The 20,604-nt window shown below is 68.1% G+C and carries 18 protein-coding genes; 9 read left to right on the top strand and 9 right to left on the bottom strand.

From position 1 onward, the window contains the following. Positions 1-327 precede the first annotated feature (327 nt). Positions 328-2,301, top strand: a complete 1,974-nt coding sequence (locus tag AC5JCN_RS25465; RefSeq protein ID WP_495757948.1) for a peptidoglycan DD-metalloendopeptidase family protein — start codon at positions 328-330, stop codon at positions 2,299-2,301. A 19-nt stretch (positions 2,302-2,320) separates the two neighbouring features. Then, complete coding sequence (locus AC5JCN_RS25470) at positions 2,321-3,238, top strand: AEC family transporter (RefSeq protein ID WP_495757949.1); 918 nt, start codon at positions 2,321-2,323, stop codon at positions 3,236-3,238. On the opposite strand, the gene AC5JCN_RS25475 is transcribed toward AC5JCN_RS25470, so the two are convergent. Then, positions 3,235-3,660, bottom strand: coding sequence for a VOC family protein (locus AC5JCN_RS25475; protein WP_495757950.1), 426 nt, complete (start codon positions 3,658-3,660; stop codon positions 3,235-3,237). The genes AC5JCN_RS25470 and AC5JCN_RS25475 overlap by 4 nt on opposite strands. Continuing rightward, positions 3,657-4,583, bottom strand: coding sequence for a tRNA glutamyl-Q(34) synthetase GluQRS (gene gluQRS / locus AC5JCN_RS25480; protein WP_495757951.1), 927 nt, complete (start codon positions 4,581-4,583; stop codon positions 3,657-3,659). Before gluQRS ends, AC5JCN_RS25475 begins: the two co-directional genes overlap by 4 nt. 50 nt (positions 4,584-4,633) lie before the next feature. Here gluQRS and AC5JCN_RS25485 point away from each other — a divergent pair, with 50 nt between their 5' ends. Further along, a complete protein-coding gene (locus tag AC5JCN_RS25485) occupies positions 4,634-5,281 on the top strand; it encodes a DNA-3-methyladenine glycosylase family protein (protein ID WP_495757952.1) in 648 nt (215 codons plus the stop codon). Positions 5,282-5,297: 16 nt separating this feature from the next. Next, a complete protein-coding gene (locus AC5JCN_RS25490) occupies positions 5,298-5,957 on the top strand; it encodes an alpha/beta hydrolase (RefSeq protein ID WP_495757953.1) in 660 nt (219 codons plus the stop codon). 5 nt (positions 5,958-5,962) lie between these two features. Here AC5JCN_RS25490 and mutT read toward each other — a convergent pair whose 3' ends face one another. The 4 genes from mutT to AC5JCN_RS25510 form a co-directional block, all read right to left on the bottom strand. After that, complete coding sequence (gene mutT / locus AC5JCN_RS25495; protein ID WP_495757954.1) at positions 5,963-6,376, bottom strand: 8-oxo-dGTP diphosphatase MutT; 414 nt, start codon at positions 6,374-6,376, stop codon at positions 5,963-5,965. Positions 6,377-6,382: 6 nt separating this feature from the next. Next, positions 6,383-6,808 carry a hypothetical protein gene (locus tag AC5JCN_RS25500; RefSeq protein WP_495757955.1) on the bottom strand — a complete coding sequence of 142 codons (426 nt, stop codon included), beginning with the start codon at positions 6,806-6,808 and terminating at the stop codon, positions 6,383-6,385. 117 nt (positions 6,809-6,925) lie between these two features. Beyond that, positions 6,926-8,167, bottom strand: a complete 1,242-nt coding sequence (argJ, locus tag AC5JCN_RS25505; protein WP_495757956.1) for a bifunctional glutamate N-acetyltransferase/amino-acid acetyltransferase ArgJ — start codon at positions 8,165-8,167, stop codon at positions 6,926-6,928. Positions 8,168-8,310: 143 nt separating this feature from the next. Beyond that, positions 8,311-9,210 (bottom strand): peptidylprolyl isomerase, encoded by a 900-nt coding sequence (locus AC5JCN_RS25510; protein ID WP_495757957.1) that lies wholly within the window; start codon positions 9,208-9,210, stop codon positions 8,311-8,313. 335 nt (positions 9,211-9,545) lie between these two features. Between AC5JCN_RS25510 and secA the strand changes: the two genes are divergently transcribed. After that, positions 9,546-12,371: a preprotein translocase subunit SecA gene (secA, locus tag AC5JCN_RS25515; RefSeq protein WP_495757958.1), complete on the top strand. Its 2,826-nt coding sequence runs from the start codon at positions 9,546-9,548 to the stop codon at positions 12,369-12,371. Positions 12,372-12,422: 51 nt separating this feature from the next. On the opposite strand, the gene AC5JCN_RS25520 is transcribed toward secA, so the two are convergent. Beyond that, positions 12,423-13,052, bottom strand: a complete 630-nt coding sequence (locus AC5JCN_RS25520; protein ID WP_495757959.1) for an LOG family protein — start codon at positions 13,050-13,052, stop codon at positions 12,423-12,425. Positions 13,053-13,193: 141 nt separating this feature from the next. Here AC5JCN_RS25520 and AC5JCN_RS25525 point away from each other — a divergent pair, with 141 nt between their 5' ends. The 4 genes from AC5JCN_RS25525 to AC5JCN_RS25540 all read left to right on the top strand — a co-directional run bounded on the left by AC5JCN_RS25525 (position 13,194) and on the right by AC5JCN_RS25540 (position 17,806). Beyond that, a complete protein-coding gene (locus AC5JCN_RS25525) occupies positions 13,194-14,495 on the top strand; it encodes a LysM peptidoglycan-binding domain-containing protein (RefSeq protein ID WP_495757960.1) in 1,302 nt (433 codons plus the stop codon). A gap of 194 nt (positions 14,496-14,689) precedes the next feature. Continuing rightward, positions 14,690-16,606, top strand: coding sequence for an ABCB family ABC transporter ATP-binding protein/permease (locus AC5JCN_RS25530; protein WP_495757961.1), 1,917 nt, complete (start codon positions 14,690-14,692; stop codon positions 16,604-16,606). A gap of 78 nt (positions 16,607-16,684) precedes the next feature. Then, positions 16,685-17,386, top strand: a complete 702-nt coding sequence (locus AC5JCN_RS25535) for a phosphatidylserine decarboxylase (RefSeq protein WP_495758128.1) — start codon at positions 16,685-16,687, stop codon at positions 17,384-17,386. Positions 17,387-17,596: 210 nt separating this feature from the next. Beyond that, entirely contained in the window at positions 17,597-17,806 is a 210-nt protein-coding gene (locus tag AC5JCN_RS25540) for a cold-shock protein (protein WP_495757962.1), read from the top strand. Positions 17,807-17,911: 105 nt separating this feature from the next. Here the strand turns inward: AC5JCN_RS25540 and AC5JCN_RS25545 are convergent, their stop codons facing one another. Then, positions 17,912-19,441: a L,D-transpeptidase family protein gene (locus AC5JCN_RS25545; protein WP_495757963.1), complete on the bottom strand. Its 1,530-nt coding sequence runs from the start codon at positions 19,439-19,441 to the stop codon at positions 17,912-17,914. Between the two features lie 208 nt (positions 19,442-19,649). After that, the gene (locus tag AC5JCN_RS25550; protein WP_495757964.1) at positions 19,650-20,603 is read right to left on the bottom strand and encodes an acetyl-CoA carboxylase carboxyltransferase subunit alpha; all 954 of its coding nucleotides are present in this window, start codon (positions 20,601-20,603) and stop codon (positions 19,650-19,652) included. Position 20,604 lies beyond the last annotated feature (1 nt).

A 20,604-nucleotide genomic window follows, 5' to 3' on the forward strand; every position in this document is an offset into this window, starting at 1 on the left:
TGGCCGCCATATAGACCCCGCCCCTTTTGCCTGTCAACACCACGTCACGAAAAAAGAGCGGGCCTCCGGAACCACCGCCTGCCGGTGCTTTTCGTCACGTCGGCGCAAGCTGCCGGGGAAACCCAGTCATGCCCCGTCCACTGCCTCACTGTGCTCGTCCCGACGATCGCACCTCGCATGAGTGTGCTTCGCGTCACTGCGGATTGACGGCTCGCCGGTGCTCGGGCAATGGTCCGGGGCACCTTCAGACGCCGCGGGACCCCCTGCGGCGAAGCCGGGAGACGGGTTCGCCTCACAATGTCGGCAGGGGTCATCAGGACGCCGCGCATGCGTGCCGAACTGGCGGGAGCCAGGGGCGCAGACCTGGGCACGGAGCCCCCTCTGGCGCGCAGCGGCGGCCGCGAGCAGCCTGACCGCCGCAGCGTCAGCCTGCGCTGGCTGTCGGGCACCGTTCTCACGGGTCTTTTCGGCGCCGGGCTCATCGGCTCCGCCATCTACGTCTCCGTCGACGGGCAGTTCACGTTTGCCGAGCACGCCGAGCGGGCCTCGCTGGCCCAGCTGCGCAGCGCCGATACGCCGGCCGAGGGCGAGCGCTCGAGCCGCCGCGGCGACCGGCTGTTCACGGCGGCCGACATCGTCTCGGCGAAGCAGACCTTCCGCACGCCCACGACCATCCGGGTCGGCGACCGCGAGGTCATCAAGGCCAAGCCCTTCGTCCGCGTGTCGACCAATCTGGCGCTGAGCTCGCTCGGCTATGCCGACGACATCCCCGCCTTCAACCCGCTGAAGCTCTATGCGGCGGACCCCGCGCAGATCGACAAGACCCCGGCCGAAGCCGAGCCCGCCGCCGATGACGCGGAAGTCTCCGTGCGCAAGGTCCAGCTGATCGACTATTCCGGCGCCCCCGACTCCGGCGACGTGCTGTCGCAGGAGCAGGTCGACGCACAGGTGGCCGAGTTGCACAAGGTGGCGGCCTCGGCGACGCCCGGCCTTCCGATCAGCTCGCAGACCATGCTCACCCGCGCCTTGATGGCGCCTCGCATGCAGGGCGAGGAGGTCACGCCGGTCGAGGACACGACCTTCTCGTCGCTGCAGGTCACCTTCGTGCCGGAGAACGTCAGCACGCAGGACCGCCAGCTGCGGCCGGGCCCCAAGGAAGGCGGTCCCGAGGAGAAGATTGTCACCATCCGCCACGGCGAGACCTTCGAGCAGACGCTCAAGGCCAATGGTGCGTCGCCCTTCGAGGCGAGTTCCATCCTGAAGGCCCTTGCGGCGCGCTTCAAGGAGCAGCCGCCACGCGAGGGCGAGAGGCTCAGGCTGCTCTTCGGCCTCTCCAGCGACCCGCGCCGGCCGACGCAGCTGCTCCGGCTGGTCCTCTATGACGGCGAGACGCCGACGGCGATCGCCGCCATCAACGACCGCAACGACTTCGTCTCGGTGGCACCACCCCAGGCCGAGACGGCGCAGCCGGCCGACGACAGCGACGAGGAAGACGGCGACCGGCTCAGCCTGTTCCAGAGCCTGTACGAGACCGGGATGAAGCACGACATTCCGCGGGCCGTCGTCGACCAGGTCGTGAAGATCGCCTTCTACGACGTCGACCTGCAGCGCCGGGTGACGGGTGGCGACAGCTTCGAGGTCTTCTATTCCGAGGACGAGGAGAACGAGAACCGCCCTGACCTGCTGCGCGCCAGCCTCACCGTCGGCGGCCAGACGCGCAACTATTACCGCTTCCAGCTCGGCGAAGACGGGGTCGTCGACTTTTTCGACGAGAGCGGCCGCTCGAACCGGAAATTCCTCGTGCGAAAGCCGATTGCGGCGGGCGAGATGCGCTCGACCTTCGGCATGCGCTACCATCCCATACTGCGCTACACGCGCATGCATACGGGCGTCGACTGGGCTAACAAGATCGGCACGCCGATCTTTGCCGCTGGCGACGGCCGGATCCGCAAGGCGGAATGGGATTCGGGCTATGGCCGGCGCGTCGAGATCGAGCACCCGTACAATTTCGTCACGACTTACTCGCACATGTCGGCGTTCGCCCGCGGTATCCAGCCGGGCGCCCGGGTGCGGCAGGGGCAGGTGATCGGCTACCTCGGCAATTCCGGCCTCTCCACCGGCCCGCATCTGCACTACGAGGTGCTGATCAACGAGAATTTCGTCGATCCGCTCTCGGTCAAGGTGCCCCGCAACCGCGAGCTCGACAACGCCCAGGTCGCCGCCTTCAAGCGCGAGAAGGACAGGATCGACGAGCTGATCGCCAAGGCTCCCGCCGCGACGCGCCTGGCCGGCGCGCGCTGAGCCGCGCGACGCGGCCGCCATGCTGCATGTCCTCGGGATCGTCCTGCCCGTTTTCGGCCTGATCGGGCTGGGTTTCCTCGCCCGCCTCGGCGGCCTCGTCTCAGACCGCGCCTCACAGGGACTGTCCGAGTTCGTCTTCGGCGTCGCCGTGCCGGCCCTGATCTTCCGCACCCTCTCCCATGCCGACCTGCCGGACGCGCAGCCCTGGGGTTACTGGCTCGCCTACTTTACCTCGGTGGCCATCGTCTGGGGCGCCGTCACCGCCATCGCCCTGCGGCACCGTAGGACGGACTGGACGGGCTCCGTCGTGGCCGGCTTCTCCTCGGCCCAGTCCAACACCGTCTTCGTCGGCGTGCCGCTCATCCTCGAGGCATACGGGCGGGAGGGCGCCGTGCCGCTGTTCCTGCTGATCGCGATCCATTTGCCGGTCATGGTCACCGTGGGCGCGCTGCTCATCGACGGGCGCGGCACACGCCTGGCCGTCCTCGCGCGACAGCTCGCCACCAACCCGCTGCTCGTCGGCATCGTCGCCAGCGTGGCGTTCCGCTTCTCGGGGCTCACCCTTCCGAAAGCTGTCGGCGACATGGTGGAGATGCTGGCCTCGGCCGCAAGCCCCTGCGCCCTCTTCGCCATGGGCATCGCCTTGCGCCGCTACGGCCTGGGTAAGGACCTGAAGCTCGCGGTGCTGATCAGCGTGACGAAGCTCCTCGTGCACCCCGCTCTGGTGATGCTGCTCGCCTTCCACGTCTTCGCCATGCCACCCGCCTGGGCAGGCGTCGCCGTGCTCTTTGCCGCGTCGCCCTGCGGGCTGAACGCCTACCTCTTCGCCGAGCGCTACCGGACGGGTGTGGGGCTCGCGGCGGGCGCCATCACGCTGTCGACCGTAGCCTCCATCGCCACGACGGCATTCTGGCTCGCCATGCTGGGGGTGGGCTAGGCAGGACGTCCCGACTCCGATTGTGGCGCCGGGCCGAGCAGGTCCCAGCGGTTTCCATAGAGGTCACGGAACACGGCAACGAGGCCATACGGTTCGTCGCGCGGGGGACCCTCGAAGACGACACCTGCGCCGAGAATCTCGGCAAAGCGTGCCTTGACGTCGTCGACACGGAGAAACAGGAAGACTCGGCCGCCTGCCTGGTCGCCAACCCGGCACTCCTGTTCCGGCCCCACTGCGCGCGCCAGGAGCAGACCGGTTCCTTCGCCAGAGACGGCCGACAGCACGACCCAGCGCTTGCCCCCACCCAGAGGCCTGTCCTCGGTCAGGGCGAAGGGGCAATGGCGCGTGTACCAGGCGATCGCCTCGTCATAGTCGCGGACCAGAACGGCGATGAGGGCCAGTCCGGCCGGCATCGGGGTCATGAGGGAACTCCAGGGGGTATCCGCAACATGTCGTCGGGATCGAAGCCGAGCCGCCGGATCACGTCGGCAGCTTCGATGCCGGCTTGACGCAGGTCGGCAAGCGTTTCCGACCCTCGGCTTTTGGCCAGCTTTCTTCCCTCCTCGTCAGCGACGAGGCCATGATGGTGATAGAGCGGCGCGGGCAGCCCGAGCAGATCCTGCAGCAGCGCATGGAGGTGAGTGGCCTCGCGCAGGTCCTCGCCGCGCACGACATGGGTGACGCCCTGCCGGGCATCGTCGTGCACGACGCAGAGGTGGTAGCTCGCGCGCACGTCGCGCCGGGCGAGAACCGGGTCGCCCCAGCGCGCGGGATCGGCAGGCAGCGCCGCAACCTCGCCCGTTTCCGGATCCCAGCTCCTGATCGCCGGGACCGGTCCGGCCGCGTCGAGCGCCAGGTCCATGGCGAGGCGGAGCGCATGGGGCTCGCCGGCGGAAATCCGGGCGTCGGCAGCCTCGCGCGAAAGGAGCCGGCACGGGCCAGCATGGTACGGTGCCCCGTCGGGATCGCGCGGCCACGGAATGCCGGCCTGTTCGCGCTCGGCGACGAAGCGGGCCGTGTCGCCCCGGCTGCAGAAACAGGGGTATAGTAGCCCTCGCCGCTCCAGGACCGCGAGCGACGCGGCGTAGTCCGCGAGATGCGCCGACTGGCGCAGCACCGGCGTCTCCCACGAAAGTCCCAGCCAGGCGAGATCATCGAAGATCGCCTGCACCAGCTCCGGCCGCGAGCGGACGGGATCGATGTCCTCGATGCGGAGCAGGAAACGGCCCTCATTGCGCCGCGCCAGCCGGTCGTTGAGCAGGGCGGAGAAGGCATGGCCGAGATGCAGGCGGCCGTTCGGGCTCGGCGCAAAGCGGAAGACGGGTGGCGGGCCGGGACGCCCCATGCGGCGGATCCGTGCTAGAGCGGCCCGCAAACGGGAATCGGACCGGCGGCATGATCGACAGCGAGGAGGCTCTGGCGCAAGCGGTCGAGGCGCTGGTCGGCATCGACCCGCGCATGGCCGGGCTGCTCTCCGTCTCCGGGCCGCCGCCCTTGCGCAAGAGTACGCCGGGCTTCGGCGGGCTTGTGGACATCGTCGTGGGCCAGCAGGTGTCGCAGGCGAGCGCGCGGGCGATCCGGGCCCGGATCGCGGCCCGGTACGGCGTGCCGGCTCCTGCGGACCTCGCCGCCGCCACGGACGAGGACCTGCGCCTGTGCGGGCTTTCCCGTCCCAAGATGGCGGCCGTTCGGGCCATCGCGGAGGCTATCCTGGGCGGGGTTCTGCCGCTGGACGATCTCCACGGGTGGACGGCGGACGAGGCACACGCGAGACTGGTGTCGGTACGGGGGATTGGGCCATGGACAGCGGACGTTTACCTGCTTTTCTGCCTCGGCCACCCCGACGCCTTTCCCGCGGGCGACCTGGCCCTGCAGGAGGCGGCCCGGCGGGCGTTCGGATTGCCCGAGCGTCCCGGAGCGAAGGCGCTGGCGGCCATGGCGGAAGCCTGGCGGCCCTGGCGGGGGGCCGCGGCTGGCGTGCTCTGGGCCTATTACGCGGCGACGCGCGGCGGGCGCGACGGAGCCCCGGTCGAACGCCCCTGACCCCGAGGTGACTATGATGGCGGCGCTTCTCGACGGCCCTCGCCTGCCGCCGGCCCGCGGCAGGGCGGACAGCCTCGTCGTTCTCCTGCACGGCTACGGCGCGGATGGCCGCGATCTCATCGATCTCGGGGACGCGTGGAGGGACGTGCTGCCGGGCTCGGCGTTCTTTTCTCCGCACGCACCCGAGCCCTGCGGCATGGCGCCCGTGGGCCGGCAATGGTTTCCCCTCACCTTTGCCGATCCACACGAGCGCTGGCGCGGAGTGGTGGGCGCGAGGCCGGTGCTCGATGCGGCGCTCGATGCTGAGCTGGCCCGCCTCGGACTGCCGCCGGAGCGACTGGCCCTGGTGGGCTTCAGCCAGGGCACGATGATGGCGCTGCACACCGGACTGCGGCGCCCGGCAGGGCCGGCGGCCATTCTGGGTTATTCCGGAGAACTGGTCGGGCCGGACAAGCTCGCGGCGGAGGCGACAGCTTCACCCCCGATCCTGCTGGTTCATGGCAGCGAGGACGACGTCATCCCGGCGCAGGCACTCTTCACGGCCTGCGAGGGGCTGGCCACCGCCGGGCGGCCCTGCCAGTTCCATCTCTCGCACGGGCTGGGCCACGGCATCGACGAGGAGGGGCTGCGGCAGGGCGGTCTGTTTCTCGCCCGCGCCCTCAGCCCCGGCGGCTGAGCCGGTCAGTAGCGCGGCGGCGGGATCAAATCGATCAGAGCCGGGATCAGCGGCTCGTCGGCCGGAGGCATGGGATAGTCACGCAGCTTGGGCGGCCGCACCCAGGCCAGCGCCTGGCCCTCACGCCCGGACGGCTGGCCCTCCCAGCGCCTGCACACCCACAGCGGCATCAGCAGGTGGAACTCCGGATAGGCGTGACTGGCAAAAGTCAGCGGCGCGAGGCAGGGCTCCTTGACCGTGATGCCCAGCTCCTCGTGCAGCTCGCGGATCAGCGTGTCTTCCGGTCGTTCGCCCGCCTCCATCTTGCCGCCGGGGAACTCCCAGAGGCCGGCCATCGCCTTGCCTTCCGGCCGCTGCGTGATGAGCACGCGGCCATCGGTGTCGATGAGGGCGCAGGCGACAACGAGGAGGAGCTTCACGATGGTTCAGTGTCCGGAAAGGTAGACGTTCACGGTCCCGCCACCGCGAACCTCCACAGTGTCGTAGACGAGGAAGGTCTCTTCGTCGTTCTGGGCCGTTGCCTGCACGTAGTAGCTGCCGTCCCTGACATTGTCGAACTCGAAGTCGCCGTGCTTGTCCGCCTTGGTCTCGCGGACAGCAGCTTCGTAGCGCGGGTCCGGATTACCGAGGCCCAGGACGAAAATGCGGCGGACCTTCTCGGTCCCGTAACCCTTGCGGATACGCTCGTCGGCATAGGGCGTCTTGGGGATGAGGCCGACCACCTGGCCTGCAGCAGGGATCACCTTCCCCCTCGACGACTGGACGAAGGCCTGCCCGAGAATCCGGCCCTGGCCCGGCTGCAGCGCCGCCTGCGCGGACGCCTCCATCTCCGGCGTGAACGAGGCTTGCATGGGGCCGGCACAACCAGACACTACCAGCAGTAAGCATGGAAGTAGAAAACGCATGACAACATCCCTTTCAAATTCAGGGATGCTATTCGCTACTGCGCCGGCCCTACAAGAAGATTGTCAGCTCCTGTAATCGCCATTGATCTCGACGTATTCCTTCGTCAGGTCGCATGTCCACACCGTGGCGCGTCCGTTACCGAGCCCGATATCCACCTTCACGTCAATCGCCTTGCTCTTCATGTAGGCGGACACCGTACCCTCGTCATAGGACAGGTCGCGCGAGCCTTCGACGGCCACGCGATGCGGGCCGAACCAGATGGACAGCCGGTCACGATCGGCAGGTTCGCCGGCCTTGCCGACGGCCATCACGACGCGACCCCAGTTGGCGTCCTCGCCAGCGATGGCGGTCTTCACCAGCGGGCTGTCGGCGATGGAGCGCGCGATGCGCTTGGCCGAGGCGCCGTCGACGGCACCCTCGACGGCCACGGCCACGAAGTGGCGGGCGCCCTCCCCGTCCTTGACCACCTGGTGGGCGAGGTCGAGCAGCAGCCCGTTCAGCGCCGCACGGAAGGACGCGAGCCGGGGATCCGCCGCGTCGGTGATCCTCGGGCAGCCGCGATCCGACGCCGCGCCGGTGGCAAAGAGAACCAGCGTGTCCGAGGTGGACGTGTCGCTGTCGATGGTGATCGCGTTGAAGGACGCGTCGGCGCCTTCGGACAGAAGGGCCTTCAACGCCGGCGCGTCGATGGGAGCGTCGGTGAAGATGAAGGAGAGCATGGTCGCCATGTCAGGCGCGATCATGCCGGCACCCTTGGCGATGCCGTTGATTGTCACGGGAACGCCGCCAATGTCCGCCGTCGCCGTGGCGCCTTTCGGGAAGGTGTCGGTCGTCATGATGGCGCGAGCCGGCGCATCCCAACCCTCGGCACCTGCACGGGACGCGCAGTCCGCCAGAACGCCCTCGAACTTGGTGGCGTCGAGCGGCTCGCCGATGACGCCCGTCGACGCCAGGACGATCTCTTCGGGCGCGCAGCCGAGCGCCCTCGCCGCCACGTCCGCCGTCATCTCGACGGCCTTTGCGCCCCGCATGCCGGTGAAAGCATTAGCGTTGCCGGAATTCACGACGAGGCCGCGCGCCTTGCCGCCCTGCAGAACGCGGCGCGACCAGTCGACAGCGGCAGACGGGCACTTCGAGCGCGTGAACACGCCCGCCGCCTGGGTGCCTTCCGCCAGCGTCACCAGCAACACGTCCGTGCGGTTGCGGTAGCGGATGCCTGCCTCGGCGGTCGCGAAGGCAACGCCCTCGATGGTCGGCATGGTCGGAAAGCTTGCGGGAGCCAGCGGCGAGACGGCGTGGGCCATGGACGTCCCCGGACGTAAGGAACCTGTTGATGCCTTGGGGACAACCTCTGCCCCGGGCGCGGGCCAGCCTGTGGAAAGGCTGTGACAAGCTTGTGATCAGCCGCCGCGAAGCCGGTCCTCCCGGCGCCGCGGCGGCAAGGAGATCAGGGCTTCGGCTGCGCCGCGCCGGCGTCTGCGGGAGCGGCCGGCGTCTTGGCAGCGTCGGCGCCCGCTGCCGGGGCCGCAGGCTGGTCGAGACGCTCGATCTTGGCCTTGGAGCGCAGGCCGAGCACGATGTCGGACTGCGTCTTGCGGGTCAGGTACTGCTCTACCTGATCCTTCACCTGGTCGAAGGTCGGGACCGGCTTGTCGCGCAGTTCCTCGAGCTTGATGACGTGCCAGCCGAACTGGCTCTTCACGGGATCGGAGACCTGCCCGGGCTGCAGCTTGAATGCGGCATCGGAGAACTCCGGCACCATGCGGTCCTTCGTGAACCAGCCGAGGTCGCCTCCCTCCTTACCGGAGCCGGGATCCTTGGAAAGCTCTGCGGCGACCTTGGCGAAGTCCTCGCCGGCCTTGATCCGGGCTGCCGCGGCCTTGGCCTCGTCTTCCGTCGGCAGGAGGATGTGGCGGGCATGCGCCTCCTTGTCCACCGGCAGCGTCTTGACGGTTTCGTCGTAGAGCTTGCGCATCGCCTCGGGCGTCACCGCCTTCTTGCCCTCGGTCGTCAGGTACTCGTCCAGCAGCAGCTTTTCCTTGGCATAGGCGAGGCGGCGGACGAAGTCAGGATCGTCGTTGATCTTGGCGGCCTCGGCGGCGCGGGCACCCAGCTTCAGGTCGACGAGATAGGAGACCAGGAACTCCCGCTTCTGCGCGTCGCTGCCCTGCGGCACGTTGGACCCCAGGTCGTCGGCGGCCATCTTCAGGTCGCTTTCGGTGATCGTGATGCCGTCGACCTTGGCGACGGGCTTGTCTTCGGCGGCCAGCGCGTGAGGCGCGAACGCGATGAGGGCTGCGACCGCGAGGCCGATCACCGGCCGGGTCGCAAGGAATGTCGTGTTCATCAGGATCTCGTCTGTCAGATGTTGCGTGCGCCCGCAGGCTGCCGGCCGGAGCGAACAAGTGAAGCAAGCGAAGGCGCGTGACAAGCGCCAAGCCAGCGGCTCTTTCCCCGGCCCGTTTGAAATCCTGTGATCGTGTCCCCATGTGGGCGGGATGCGGGCGCCCTGCTGTCCGTCCGGCCCGCCCCCCGCGGCCATGGCCGGGCCTGCGTCACGATGCCGTAAAGACGAGTGCGTCCCGCAACGGATGGCGCTATAAGCCCGTTCGACGAATTCCGGTTCTGCCTTGGGCCGCAGCCGCGGGGACGGCTGACGCCCGTACGAATGAAGGGTCCTCGATGTTCGGCGCACTCGCCAAGAAGGTCTTCGGCTCGTCCAACGACCGCCGCCTGAAGACATACCGCCCACGCGTCGCTGAGATCAACGCACTGGAGCCCGAGTTGGCCGCGCTGAGCGACGACGCGCTGCGCGCCCGCACCGAGGAGTTCCGGCGCCAGCTGGCCGAAGGAAAGTCGCTCGACGACCTTCTCGTCCCGGCCTTCGCCACGGTGCGCGAGGCGGCCAAGCGCACGCTGGGGCAGCGCCACTTCGATGTGCAGCTGCTCGGCGGCATGGTGCTTCACGAGGGCTCGATCGCGGAGATGCGGACCGGCGAAGGCAAGACCCTCGTCGCGACCCTGCCCGTCTATCTCAACGCTCTCGCCGGCAAGGGCGTCCATGTCGTTACCGTCAACGACTACCTCGCCCGCCGCGACGCGGAGTGGATGGGACGCATCTACCGTTTCCTCGGGCTCAGCGTCGGCATCATCGTGCACGGGCTCGACGACGCGGAGCGCGCCCAGTCCTACGCCTCCGACATCACCTACGGCACCAATAACGAGTTCGGCTTCGACTATTTGCGCGACAACATGAAGTACGAGCTGGACCAGATGGTCCAGCGCGGCCATCACTTCGCGATCGTCGACGAGGTGGACTCCATCCTGGTCGACGAGGCGCGCACGCCGCTCATCATTTCGGGCCCGCTCGACGACCGTTCCGAGCTCTACAACGCCATCGACAAGCTGATCCCGCACCTGCAGAAGGGCGACTTCGACGTCGACGAGAAGCAGCGCGCCGTCTCCCTCACCGAGCAGGGCAACGAGCGCATCGAGGAGTTGCTGGAGCAGGCCGAGCTCCTGAAGGAAGGCTCGCTCTACGACGCGGCGAACGCCACCCTCGTGCACCACGTCAACCAGGCGCTGCGCGCCCACGCGCTCTTCAACCGCGACAAGGACTACATCGTCCGCAATGGCGAAGTGGTGATCATCGACGAGTTCACCGGCCGCATGATGCCGGGCCGGCGCTACTCCGAGGGGCTGCATCAGGCGCTGGAGGCGAAGGAGCACGTCCAGGTCCAGCCGGAGAACCAGACGCTCGCCTCCATTACCTTCCAGAACTACTTCCGCCTTTACAAGAAGCTCGCAGGCATGACCGGCACGGCCGCGACCGAGGCGGACGAGTTCCAGGACATCTACCGGCTCGAGGTCGTCGAGATCCCGACCAACCTGCCGGTCTCCCGCCTCGACGAGGACGACGAGGTCTACCGGACCGCCGGCGAGAAATACAAGGCGATCGTGCGCGAGATCGAGGCCGCGGCCGAGAAGGGCCAGCCGATCCTCGTCGGCACGACCTCGATCGAGAAGTCGGAGCACCTGGGCGAGTTCCTCGTCAAGAACGGCTACAGGATGATCGACTTCAACGCGCCCGACCCGCTGCTGCCGCTCTACGAGGCGACGCGCGCCGGCCGGCCGAGCAAGATGTTCGCGATCCTGAACGCCCGCTTCCATGAGCAGGAGGCGTTCATCGTGGCCCAGGCCGGCGTGCCCGGCGCCATCACCATCGCCACCAACATGGCCGGCCGCGGCACCGACATCCAGCTCGGCGGCAATGCCGACATGCGCATCCAGCACGACCTGGAGGGCATGGAGGAGGGTCCGGAGCGCGAGGCTCGCGCCGCCGAGATCCGCACCGAGGTCGCCCTCTTCAAGGAGAAGGCGCTCGCGGCTGGCGGCCTCTACGTCGTCGGCACCGAGCGGCACGAGAGCCGGCGCATCGACAACCAGCTGCGTGGGCGATCCGGCCGCCAGGGCGACCCCGGCCGCTCGAAGTTCTACCTGTCGCTGCAGGACGACCTGATGCGCATCTTCGGGTCCGAGCGCATGGACGGCATGCTGCAGCGCCTCGGCCTGAAGGAGGACGAGGCCATCATCCATCCGTGGATCAACAAGGCCATCGAAAAGGCGCAGCAGAAGGTCGAAGCCCGCAACTTCGACATGCGCAAGAACATCCTGAAGTACGACGACGTCATGAACGACCAGCGCAAGGTCGTGTTCGAGCAGCGTCGCGAGTTCATGGCCGAGGACAGCGTCCGCGCCACGATCGACGACATGCGCCACGGGGTCATCGACGACGTCGTCGGCAAGCATATCCCGGAAGGCGCCTACCCCGAGCAGTGGGACGTGGCCGGCCTCGACGAGGACGTGCAGCGTTTCCTGGCGCTGGAGCTTCCCGTCGCAGAATGGGCGAAGGAAGAGGGCATCGCCGACGACGAGATCCGCGAGCGCCTGCGCAACGCTGCCGACGAGCACTATGCCGGCCGGATCGAGAAGAACACGCCCGGCGTGATGACCTACATCGAAAAGCAGGTGCTGCTGCAGATGCTCGACCATCTCTGGCGCGAGCACCTCGTCACGCTCGACCACCTTCGCCAGGTCATCGGCTGGCGCGGCTACGCCCAGCGTGACCCGCTGAACGAGTACAAGCAGGAAGCCTTCGAGCTGTTCGACCAACTCATCACTCGCCTGCGCGAGCAGGTGACGGCGCAGCTGATGCGCGTGGAGGTGATGTTCTCGCCCCCGCCGGAGCCCGAGCTGCCGCCGATGATGGCCTCCCACATCGACGCCACGACCGGCCAGGACGAGTTCGCCCAGGGCGACCCGATGTCGCGCGCCGGCATGGCGCTGGGCTTCGGCGCCACCGCCGAGGCGGTGGCAGCGGGTGACGTGGCCACTCTCGAGCCGCGCGATCCCAACGACCCCGCGACCTGGGGCCGCGTCGGACGCAACGAGCCCTGCCCCTGCGGATCAGGCAAGAAGTTCAAGCACTGCCACGGGCAGTTCGCCTGACGAGAAGCCCGGGTCACTCCCGGGCTTTTTCATTCACGACGCGAGGCGCTGTCAGAAGCGCTCTTCGACGATTTCCGCCGCAAGCTCGGCTTCCGCCGAGCCGAGCCCGGCCGCCAGCGCCTGCTGGTCCAGCATGGGGATGACGTCCTCGATGCGCTCCGCCACGAGGTAGTGCACGTCGAGGCCCGGGCGGATGAAGCCAGCCGTCCGCATGTGGTCGAGCAGGCCCAGCAGGGGCTGCCAGAAGCCGCCGACATCGGCCAGCAGGATCGGCTTGCGGTGCTGGCCGAGTTGCGCCCACGTCATCTGTTCGATCAGTTCTTCCAGGGTGCCAATACCACCGGGCAGGGCCACGAAGGCGTCGGCGCGATCGAACATCAGCCGCTTGCGGGTGTGCATGTCCGGCACCACCACGAGTTCCTGCGCGTCGGCGATCATCAGCTCGCGCTGGCGCAGGAATTCCGGGATGATCCCGGTGACATGCCCGCCACCGTCGAGAACAGCCCGCGCCACCGTGCCCATCAGGCCCACATTGCCGCCGCCATAGACGAGCGACAGGCCGGCCTTCGCGATGGCGAGGCCCAGCGTTTCCGCCGCATCCCGGAAGGCTGGATCGGCGCCGTGGCCTGATCCGCAATAGACACAGACGGAGCGGAGTGGGGATTTCAGGGGCCGGTTCATGGTCGGTTTCTTGCACCACGGGCACGCGCGGTCAATCTTCCCTGTATTTTGTGCTAAGATTACCGGGTGGAACGGCTAGCAAGCGCCGCACCACATGCAGTAAGGAAAAGTTTACAAAGTGCGGTCGAGGGCGGGCGTGTCATGCTGGTCTGGGTGAAACTGGCGGTAGTGGTGCTCGGCGCCGCTGCGCTGGGCGGTGCAATCGCCGTCTTCGGCCTGCCACAGGGCCTGGGCGGCAAGCCTCCCGCAGCCGTCACGGCCCAGCCCGCGCCTGCCGCGCCGCAGGCAACACCCGCGCCCGCCGAGCAGCCCAAGACGGCAACGGCAGAGCCGCAGGCCCCGGCGCAGACGGCACCAGTCGCGCCCCAGCAGCCGAGCGCTGCCTTGGCCCCCGCCGCTCCTGCGGGCGGCGAGCAGGTCGCGAAGGCGGAGCCGGCTCCGGCTCCGGCGCAGCAGGCGGCGTCGCAGGCTGTCTCGCCGCCGCCGCTGACGCCCCCGAGCTTCGACATCGTCCGCGTAGAGCCCTCGGGCGAAGCCGTGATTGCCGGCCGGGCCGATCCGGAGGCACAGGTGACGCTGCTGCGCGACGGCTCGGAGCACGACAAGGCCAAGACCGATCCGGTCGGCCAGTTCGCCATGGTGCCGCCGCCCTTTAAGCCGGGCACCTACGACCTGTCGCTCGCCTCGACGACAGCCGACGGCCGCAGCGAGCGATCGCGGCAGACCGTGACCGTTTCCGTTCCCGCAGGCTCCGATGGCGAGGTGATCGTCGCGCTGGCCAGCCCCGACAAGCCCACCCAGGTGCTGCGGCAGAAGGCCTCCGGCCAGCTCGAGACGGCCCAGAAGCCGATCGTGACCACTCCCGGCGCCCGTCCCTCGGTCGCCCTGACGACGGTCGAGGCCGAGGACAGCGGCAAGTTCTTCGTCACCGGAGCCGCCGCTCCCGGAGCCGTCGTGCGTCTCTACCTCAACGAGACCTTCCTCGCCGCGGCCACGGCCGCGCAGGATGGCCGGTTCTCCTTCACCATCAGCCGCGGCCTCGCGCCCGGCGCCTATCGCGTGCGCATCGACGACGTCGACCCGAAGGGCACCGTGCTGTCCCGGGCCGAGGTGCCCTTCGACTTCGCCCCGCGCGTCGCTTCGGCGGCGCCGGCCTCGGGTCAGGCGGACGCCTCCGCCGCCCCCGCGGCCCCGGAGACGTCAGTCGCTGCGGCGGAGCCGAAGATGGACGTGCCGGTTTCCTCGGCGTCCGACGTCGTGGTGCCGTCGATCAACGCGACGACCGTCGTCCGTGGCGACAGCCTGTGGCGGATCAGCAAGCGCGTCTATGGTCGCGGGCTGCGCTACACGGTCATCTACCAGGCCAACCAGCAGCAGATCCGCGATCCGCACCGCATCTATCCCGGCCAGCTCTTCGTGCTGCCCGAGGTGAAGGCGAACTGAGAACGCGGGCTGCGCGGGCCCACCGGGGACCCGCGAGGCACAGGGTGCACCCCGCGCCGGAAGGCCCTATATAGGTGGGACGCGCAACGGCGTGTGCCGGCGATTCTGCACCGGCCGGCCGATGCTTCCAGCAGTCCCGACGTCCCCGCGGCGAGCCACTCCTCCCACGCCGGACGGTGCCCGATCCGGCCCCCATGAACGTCCATAACACCGACCTGCAGCGATCTTCCGCCCGCCCCCGTGTGAGCGCGGAACGGGGAGCGCTGATCGCCACCGTCAAGGGGCTCTGGCCCTATCTCTGGCCCTCCGACAGGGCTGACCTGCGCATGCGCATCGTCTGGGCGACGGTGATCCTGCTGGTCGCCAAGGTCGTCACCGTGGCGGTGCCCTATACGTTCAAATGGGTGACCGACAGCCTCGTGCCGCCCGAGACGGTGCACAGTGGCGGTGGCATCCCGATCACCGCGCTGGCGGCAGCCCCCGTGGCGCTCACGCTGATCTACGGCGGCGCTCGCATCGTCATGGCGCTGCTCACGCAGTGGCGGGACGCCATGTTCGCCTCGGTCGCCATGCATGCGGTCCGCCGGCTCGCCCTGGAGGTGTTCGATCACATGCACGTGCTCTCGCTGCGCTTCCACCTGGAGCGCAAGACGGGAGGACTGACCCGCGTGCTCGAGCGCGGCCGCACCGGCATTGAGACGATCGTGCGCATGACCATGCTCACGGGCGTGCCCACCATCGTCGAGTTCGTGCTGATCCTGGGCGTGCTGGTCTGGCAGTTCGACTGGCGCTACGCCGCCGTCACCGTGGCCATGATCGCCGCCTATATGTTCTACACCACGAAGGCCACGGAATGGCGCATCGCCATCCGGCGGACGATGAACGAAAGCGACACCGACGCCAATGTGAAGGCGGTCGACAGCCTGCTGAACTTCGAGACGGTGAAATACTTCGGCGCCGAGGAGCGCGAGGCGGAGCGCTACGACCGCTCCATGGAGCGCTTCGAGCGCGCGAGCGTGAAGGCCTACGTCTCGCTGGCCGTTCTCAATGCCGGCCAGGCGATCATCTTCACAGCCGGCATGACGATCTGCATGGTGATGGTCGTGGTGTCGATCGGACAGGGGCGCCACACCATCGGCGACCTCGTGATGATCAACGCCATGCTGATCCAGCTCTACCAGCCGCTGAACTTCATGGGCATGGTGTATCGCGAGATCAAGCAGGGCGTCGCCGACATCGAGCAGATGTTCGACATCCTCGACCAGCCTCCCGAGATCTCCGACAGGCCTGCCGCGCCGGCGCTCGATGTGAAGGAAGGCACCGTTCGTTTCGACGACGTGCACTTCCACTACGTGCCGGAACGGCCGATCCTGCGAGGCGTCTCGTTCGAGGTGCCGGCGGGCAGGACGGTGGCGATCGTCGGGCCGTCCGGAGCGGGAAAATCGACCATCTCCCGGCTGCTGTTCCGGTTCTACGAGCCGCAGCAGGGCCGCATCACGATCGATGGGCAGGATATCTCCGCCGTGACGCAGAAGAGCCTGCGCTCAGCCATCGGCATGGTTCCCCAGGACACGGTGCTGTTCAACGACACGATCGGCTACAACATCCGCTACGGGCGTTGGGACGCCAATGAAGACGAGGTCACGGAGGCGGCATCGCTCGCCCAGATCGACGGCTTCATCCGCTCCCTGCCGGAAGGCTACGCCACCAGCGTCGGCGAGCGCGGACTGAAGCTTTCCGGCGGCGAGAAGCAGCGCGTCGCGATCGCGCGCACCATCCTGAAAGGTCCGCCCATCCTCGTGCTCGACGAGGCGACCTCGGCGCTGGACAGTTTCACCGAGAAGGACATCCAGGACGCGCTCGAGCGCATCTCGCGTGGCCGCACCACGATCGTCATCGCGCACCGCCTCTCCACTGTGATCAACGCCGACGAGATCCTCGTTCTCGATGCCGGTGTCGTCGTCGAGCGCGGCACGCATGGCGAGCTCCTCGAGCACGGCGGCGTCTATGCCGCGCTATGGGCACGGCAGAGGGAGGCGGAGGAGGCCGAAGAAGCCTTGGCCTCCAACCAGGCCGAGGCCGAGAGCCGCCAGGTACCGGCAGGCGCTTGAACCGGAGCCTCGCAACGGCGATATGTCACCCGCCATCCCGATCGCCCTCACGTGGGGCGCGCCAGCAGGAATGCCCGCATCATGTCGATTGCCGCCTCCATTCGCCGCCAGCTCGTTCCCGTGCACCGGGAAGGCTGGCCGTTCGTGGCGGGTTTCGCCATTGCGGCCCTGATCCTGGGCTGGATCTGGTCGCCGCTCGGCTGGATCGGCTGGATCCTGACGGCGTGGTGCGCCTTCTTCTTCCGTGACCCGCAGCGCACGGTGCCCGTGCGCGACGGTCTGGTCATCTCGCCGGCCGATGGCCGTGTATCGGAGATCGTGGCTTGCGTCCCGCCGGCGGAACTGGAGCTGTCCGAGACACCGCTCACGCGCGTGTCCATCTTCATGAACGTCTTCGACTGTCACGTGAACCGAGCACCCGTCGCGGGACGCATCGCGCGCATGGTTTACCGGCCAGGCCTCTTCCTCAACGCCGAACTCGCCAAGGCGAGCGACGACAACGAGCGCAGCGGCATGGTGCTGGAGACACCGACCGGGCGCTATGGCGTCGTCCAGATCGCCGGGCTGATCGCGCGCCGCATCGTTCCGTTCGTCCGCGAGGGTGACAGCCTGGCGGTCGGCGAGCGCTTTGGCCTGATCCGCTTCGGATCCCGCGTCGACGTGTACCTCCCCGAGGGCGTTCATCCGCTCGTCGGCGTCGGGCAGAAGGCGGTCGCGGGCGAGACCGTGCTGGCCGATGCGCGCCGTTCCGACATCGAGCGCTCGTACCGGTCGATCTGACCGCCGGCGGACTCCACGAAGCCCGCGCTTGCGCGAAAAGGCGATCGGGCTTATCTGTGAAGCATCGAGATTTGGCCGGACAATCGGGCCGTCTCGCTCGGCGGGGCCGGGCCGACGTTCAGACTATCTCCCAATTCATCGACTGCTTAGCCTGTGGCGGGACGCGCTCGCCCCGGGCCCGTTATCGCATCAACGTCGAAAGGAGCCCCCATGACCCCGGGCACCGTGAAATTCTACAACGACCAGAAGGGCTACGGATTTATCCAGCCCGACGACGGCAGCAAGGACGTTTTCGTCCACGCCACCGCGCTCGAGCGCGCCGGCATGCGCGGCCTCGTCGAGGGCCAGAAGGTCATGTTCGACACGCAGCCTGACCGCCGCACCGGCAAGATCGCCGTCGGCAACATCGCTCCGGCGTAGGACTGCAACATCCGGGACCGCCGGATGTGGAAAAGCCGCCCTTTGGGGCGGCTTTTTTGTTGTGCCGGTGATGGAAGGAAGCGGGCGGAGAGGAGCCAGTCTGCCTCACTGCTGTCCCGATGAGCCCGACTCGTCGGACGGCGGCAGAATGAAGGCCATCTTCGCCTTGCCCTCGCCGGCAGCCTGGCGCTTCGAGGGAACCGGCACGCCGGGTGCGGGTGTCGCCGTGGCAGGAGCCTCGGGCGCAGCCGCGGCGTCCTCGCTGCCGAGGCCGAACCAGCGCTTGTAGAAAGGCTTGCTGCCGGAAGCCGCCGCCTTGGCGACGGTGCTCGTCGTCTCGGCCTGTTCGGAGGGAGCCGGCGAAGATCCGAACAATGCCCCGATGGCGCTGAACGAGCCGGCGGGCTTGGTGGCGGGAACGACCGGCTGGGGCTGGGCGCTGGCGACCTGCTGGGCCGTCGGAACGGCCTTGGCAGCAGGCTTCGCAGCAGACACAGCGGCGACGGCTGCCGGCTTCGCGACGGCGGGAGCAGCAGGTGCGGCTGCCGCAACGGTCTGCTCGGCGGTCGAGGCCGTGGCAACCTCGGTCTTCGCGGTCTCCCGCGGCTGGCCGCGCTCGTCGACGGCGATCTCCTGCACGTCCTCGATCGCCTCGGGGCGGCTGATCTCGCCGATATGCCTGTTGTTCGTCTCCGCATAGGCCACGACCGTGCGGTCGTCGGAGTAGCCGAAGCCGGAATTGCGGAAGGAGGCGTTCTGGCTGCCGTCGGCATAGCGGATGGCAACCGCCGGAGTGCCCTTCTGGATCAGCTCGGCGACCTTGCGATCGTCGTCACGCTGCTTCGCGGCGACGAGGGACGCGATGGACGGATCGCCCGCGACCGACGAGCACGGCGCGTTCGGGTCGTTGCGGCCGCTCTCGGCGTTGAACACGTACTTGCCACCGCAATAGCCGACGCGCGGCTCGACCTTCGTCACTTCGAAATTGTCGTTGCCTTCCTTCAGGTTCTTCCAGAAGGCGATGTTCGGGTCGTGACGGAACCGCGCCAGGTTGTCGGGCGTCATGCGGAACGGATAGGACTGGAACTGAACCGACTTCTGGCCGCCGTTGAAGGCCTCCCGCATGACGGCATAGATCTCCTCGATCTGCTTGTCCGTCATTGCGAAGCAGCCACGCGACGAGCAGGTGCCGTGCACCATGATGTCGCCGCCGCCACGGCCCATGGCGCGTTCCATGGGGTTGGGATAGCCGACGTTGAAGGAGAGCCAGTACGCCGAGTTCGGGTTCATCTGCGCCGGCGTGACGGTGTAGAAGCCTTCGGGAACCTGTCGGTCCCCCTCACGCTTCTTCGGTCCGAGCTGACCCGACCAGCGGCAGACCGGATAGGTCTTCACATGGACGTAGCGGCCATCCTTGGCCTGCTTCCAGAGCTCGATCTCCGATTCCTTCTTGTAGGCGCGCAGAATGATCGGCGCCGAACGGTCCGTCGCCTTCTGCGAGAAGAGAGCGAGCGTATCGCCGGGGATGGGCGCATAGGCGCGGGCCGGATTGCGGCCGCTCCCCGTTTCGTTGCAGGCCGCGAGCGCCAGCAGCGCGGCGGCGGCGAGAGCCAATCTCGGCAAAGAAAGGGTCATTCAGCGATCCTTCGAGTGTGGAGCTTGCCGAGCGCCCGGCTGTGCCCCTTCCCGTTTTCGACCGTCATCCTTGCCAGAACCTTACCGGGACCGCACACGCAGCGACAACACGGTAAATCAAAGATGAAAAGGTTCCCGACGGGCGTGTCTTCCATGTCTCACATTTTGGCCAGCAGAGGCCGCTGTATCCGCAGATGACGCGAATGGATTACGTCTTCCGGCCAATGGCCATGAACTTGTCGGCGCGCTTGGCGACGATTTCGTCACGCGACAGCGACGAGAGTTCGACCAGGGCTGCCTCGATGGCATCGCCGGCCGCCTCGATGGCGACCTCCGGCTCGCGGTGAGCACCGCCGCGCGGCTCCCGCACGATGCCGTCGACGATGCCGAAGCGCAGCAGGTCCTGCGCAGTGATCTTCATGTTCGTGGCCGCATCCTGCGCGCGCGCCGAATCACGCCACAGGATAGAGGCCGAGGCCTCGGGCGAAGCCACCGTGTAGATGGCGTGCTCCATCATCAGCACCGTGCTGCAGCTGGCAATGGCGACCGCGCCGCCGGAACCGCCCTCCCCGATCACGAGCGCGCAGCTGGGGACGCCCAGCGTCAGTCCGCGCTCGGTGGAACGGGCGATCGCCTCCGCCTGGCCGCGCTCCTCGGCGCCGATCCCGGGATAGGCGCCTGCCGTGTCGACGAAGGTGACGAGCGGCGTGTCGAAGCGATCGGCGAGGTCCATCAGGCGCACCGCCTTCCGGTATCCCTCGGGCATCGCCATGCCGAAATTGTGCTTGAGGCGCGAATCGGTGTCGCTGCCCTTCTCCTGGCCGATCACGCAGACCGGACGGCCCCGGAAGCGGCCGAACCCGCCAATGATAGCCTGATCCTCGGCAAAGCTCCTGTCACCGGCGAGCGGCGTGAAGTCCTCCACCAGCGCGGCGAGGTAGTCGCGGAAATGCGGGCGCAGCGGGTGGCGCGCCACCATGGTCTTCTGCCAGGGGGTCAGCGCGCCGTAGAGCTCCTTGAGCTGGGCCCGGGCCTTGGCCTCGAGCTGCTCGATCTCCTTCCTGAGCGCAGGCGAGCCGTTGCGCTCGGCGATCTCGCGCAGCTCGTCGGCCTTGGCCTCGAGTTCGGCGACGGGCTTTTCGAAGTCGAGATAGCTGCGCATT

The organism is Alsobacter sp., from assembly GCF_059501845.1.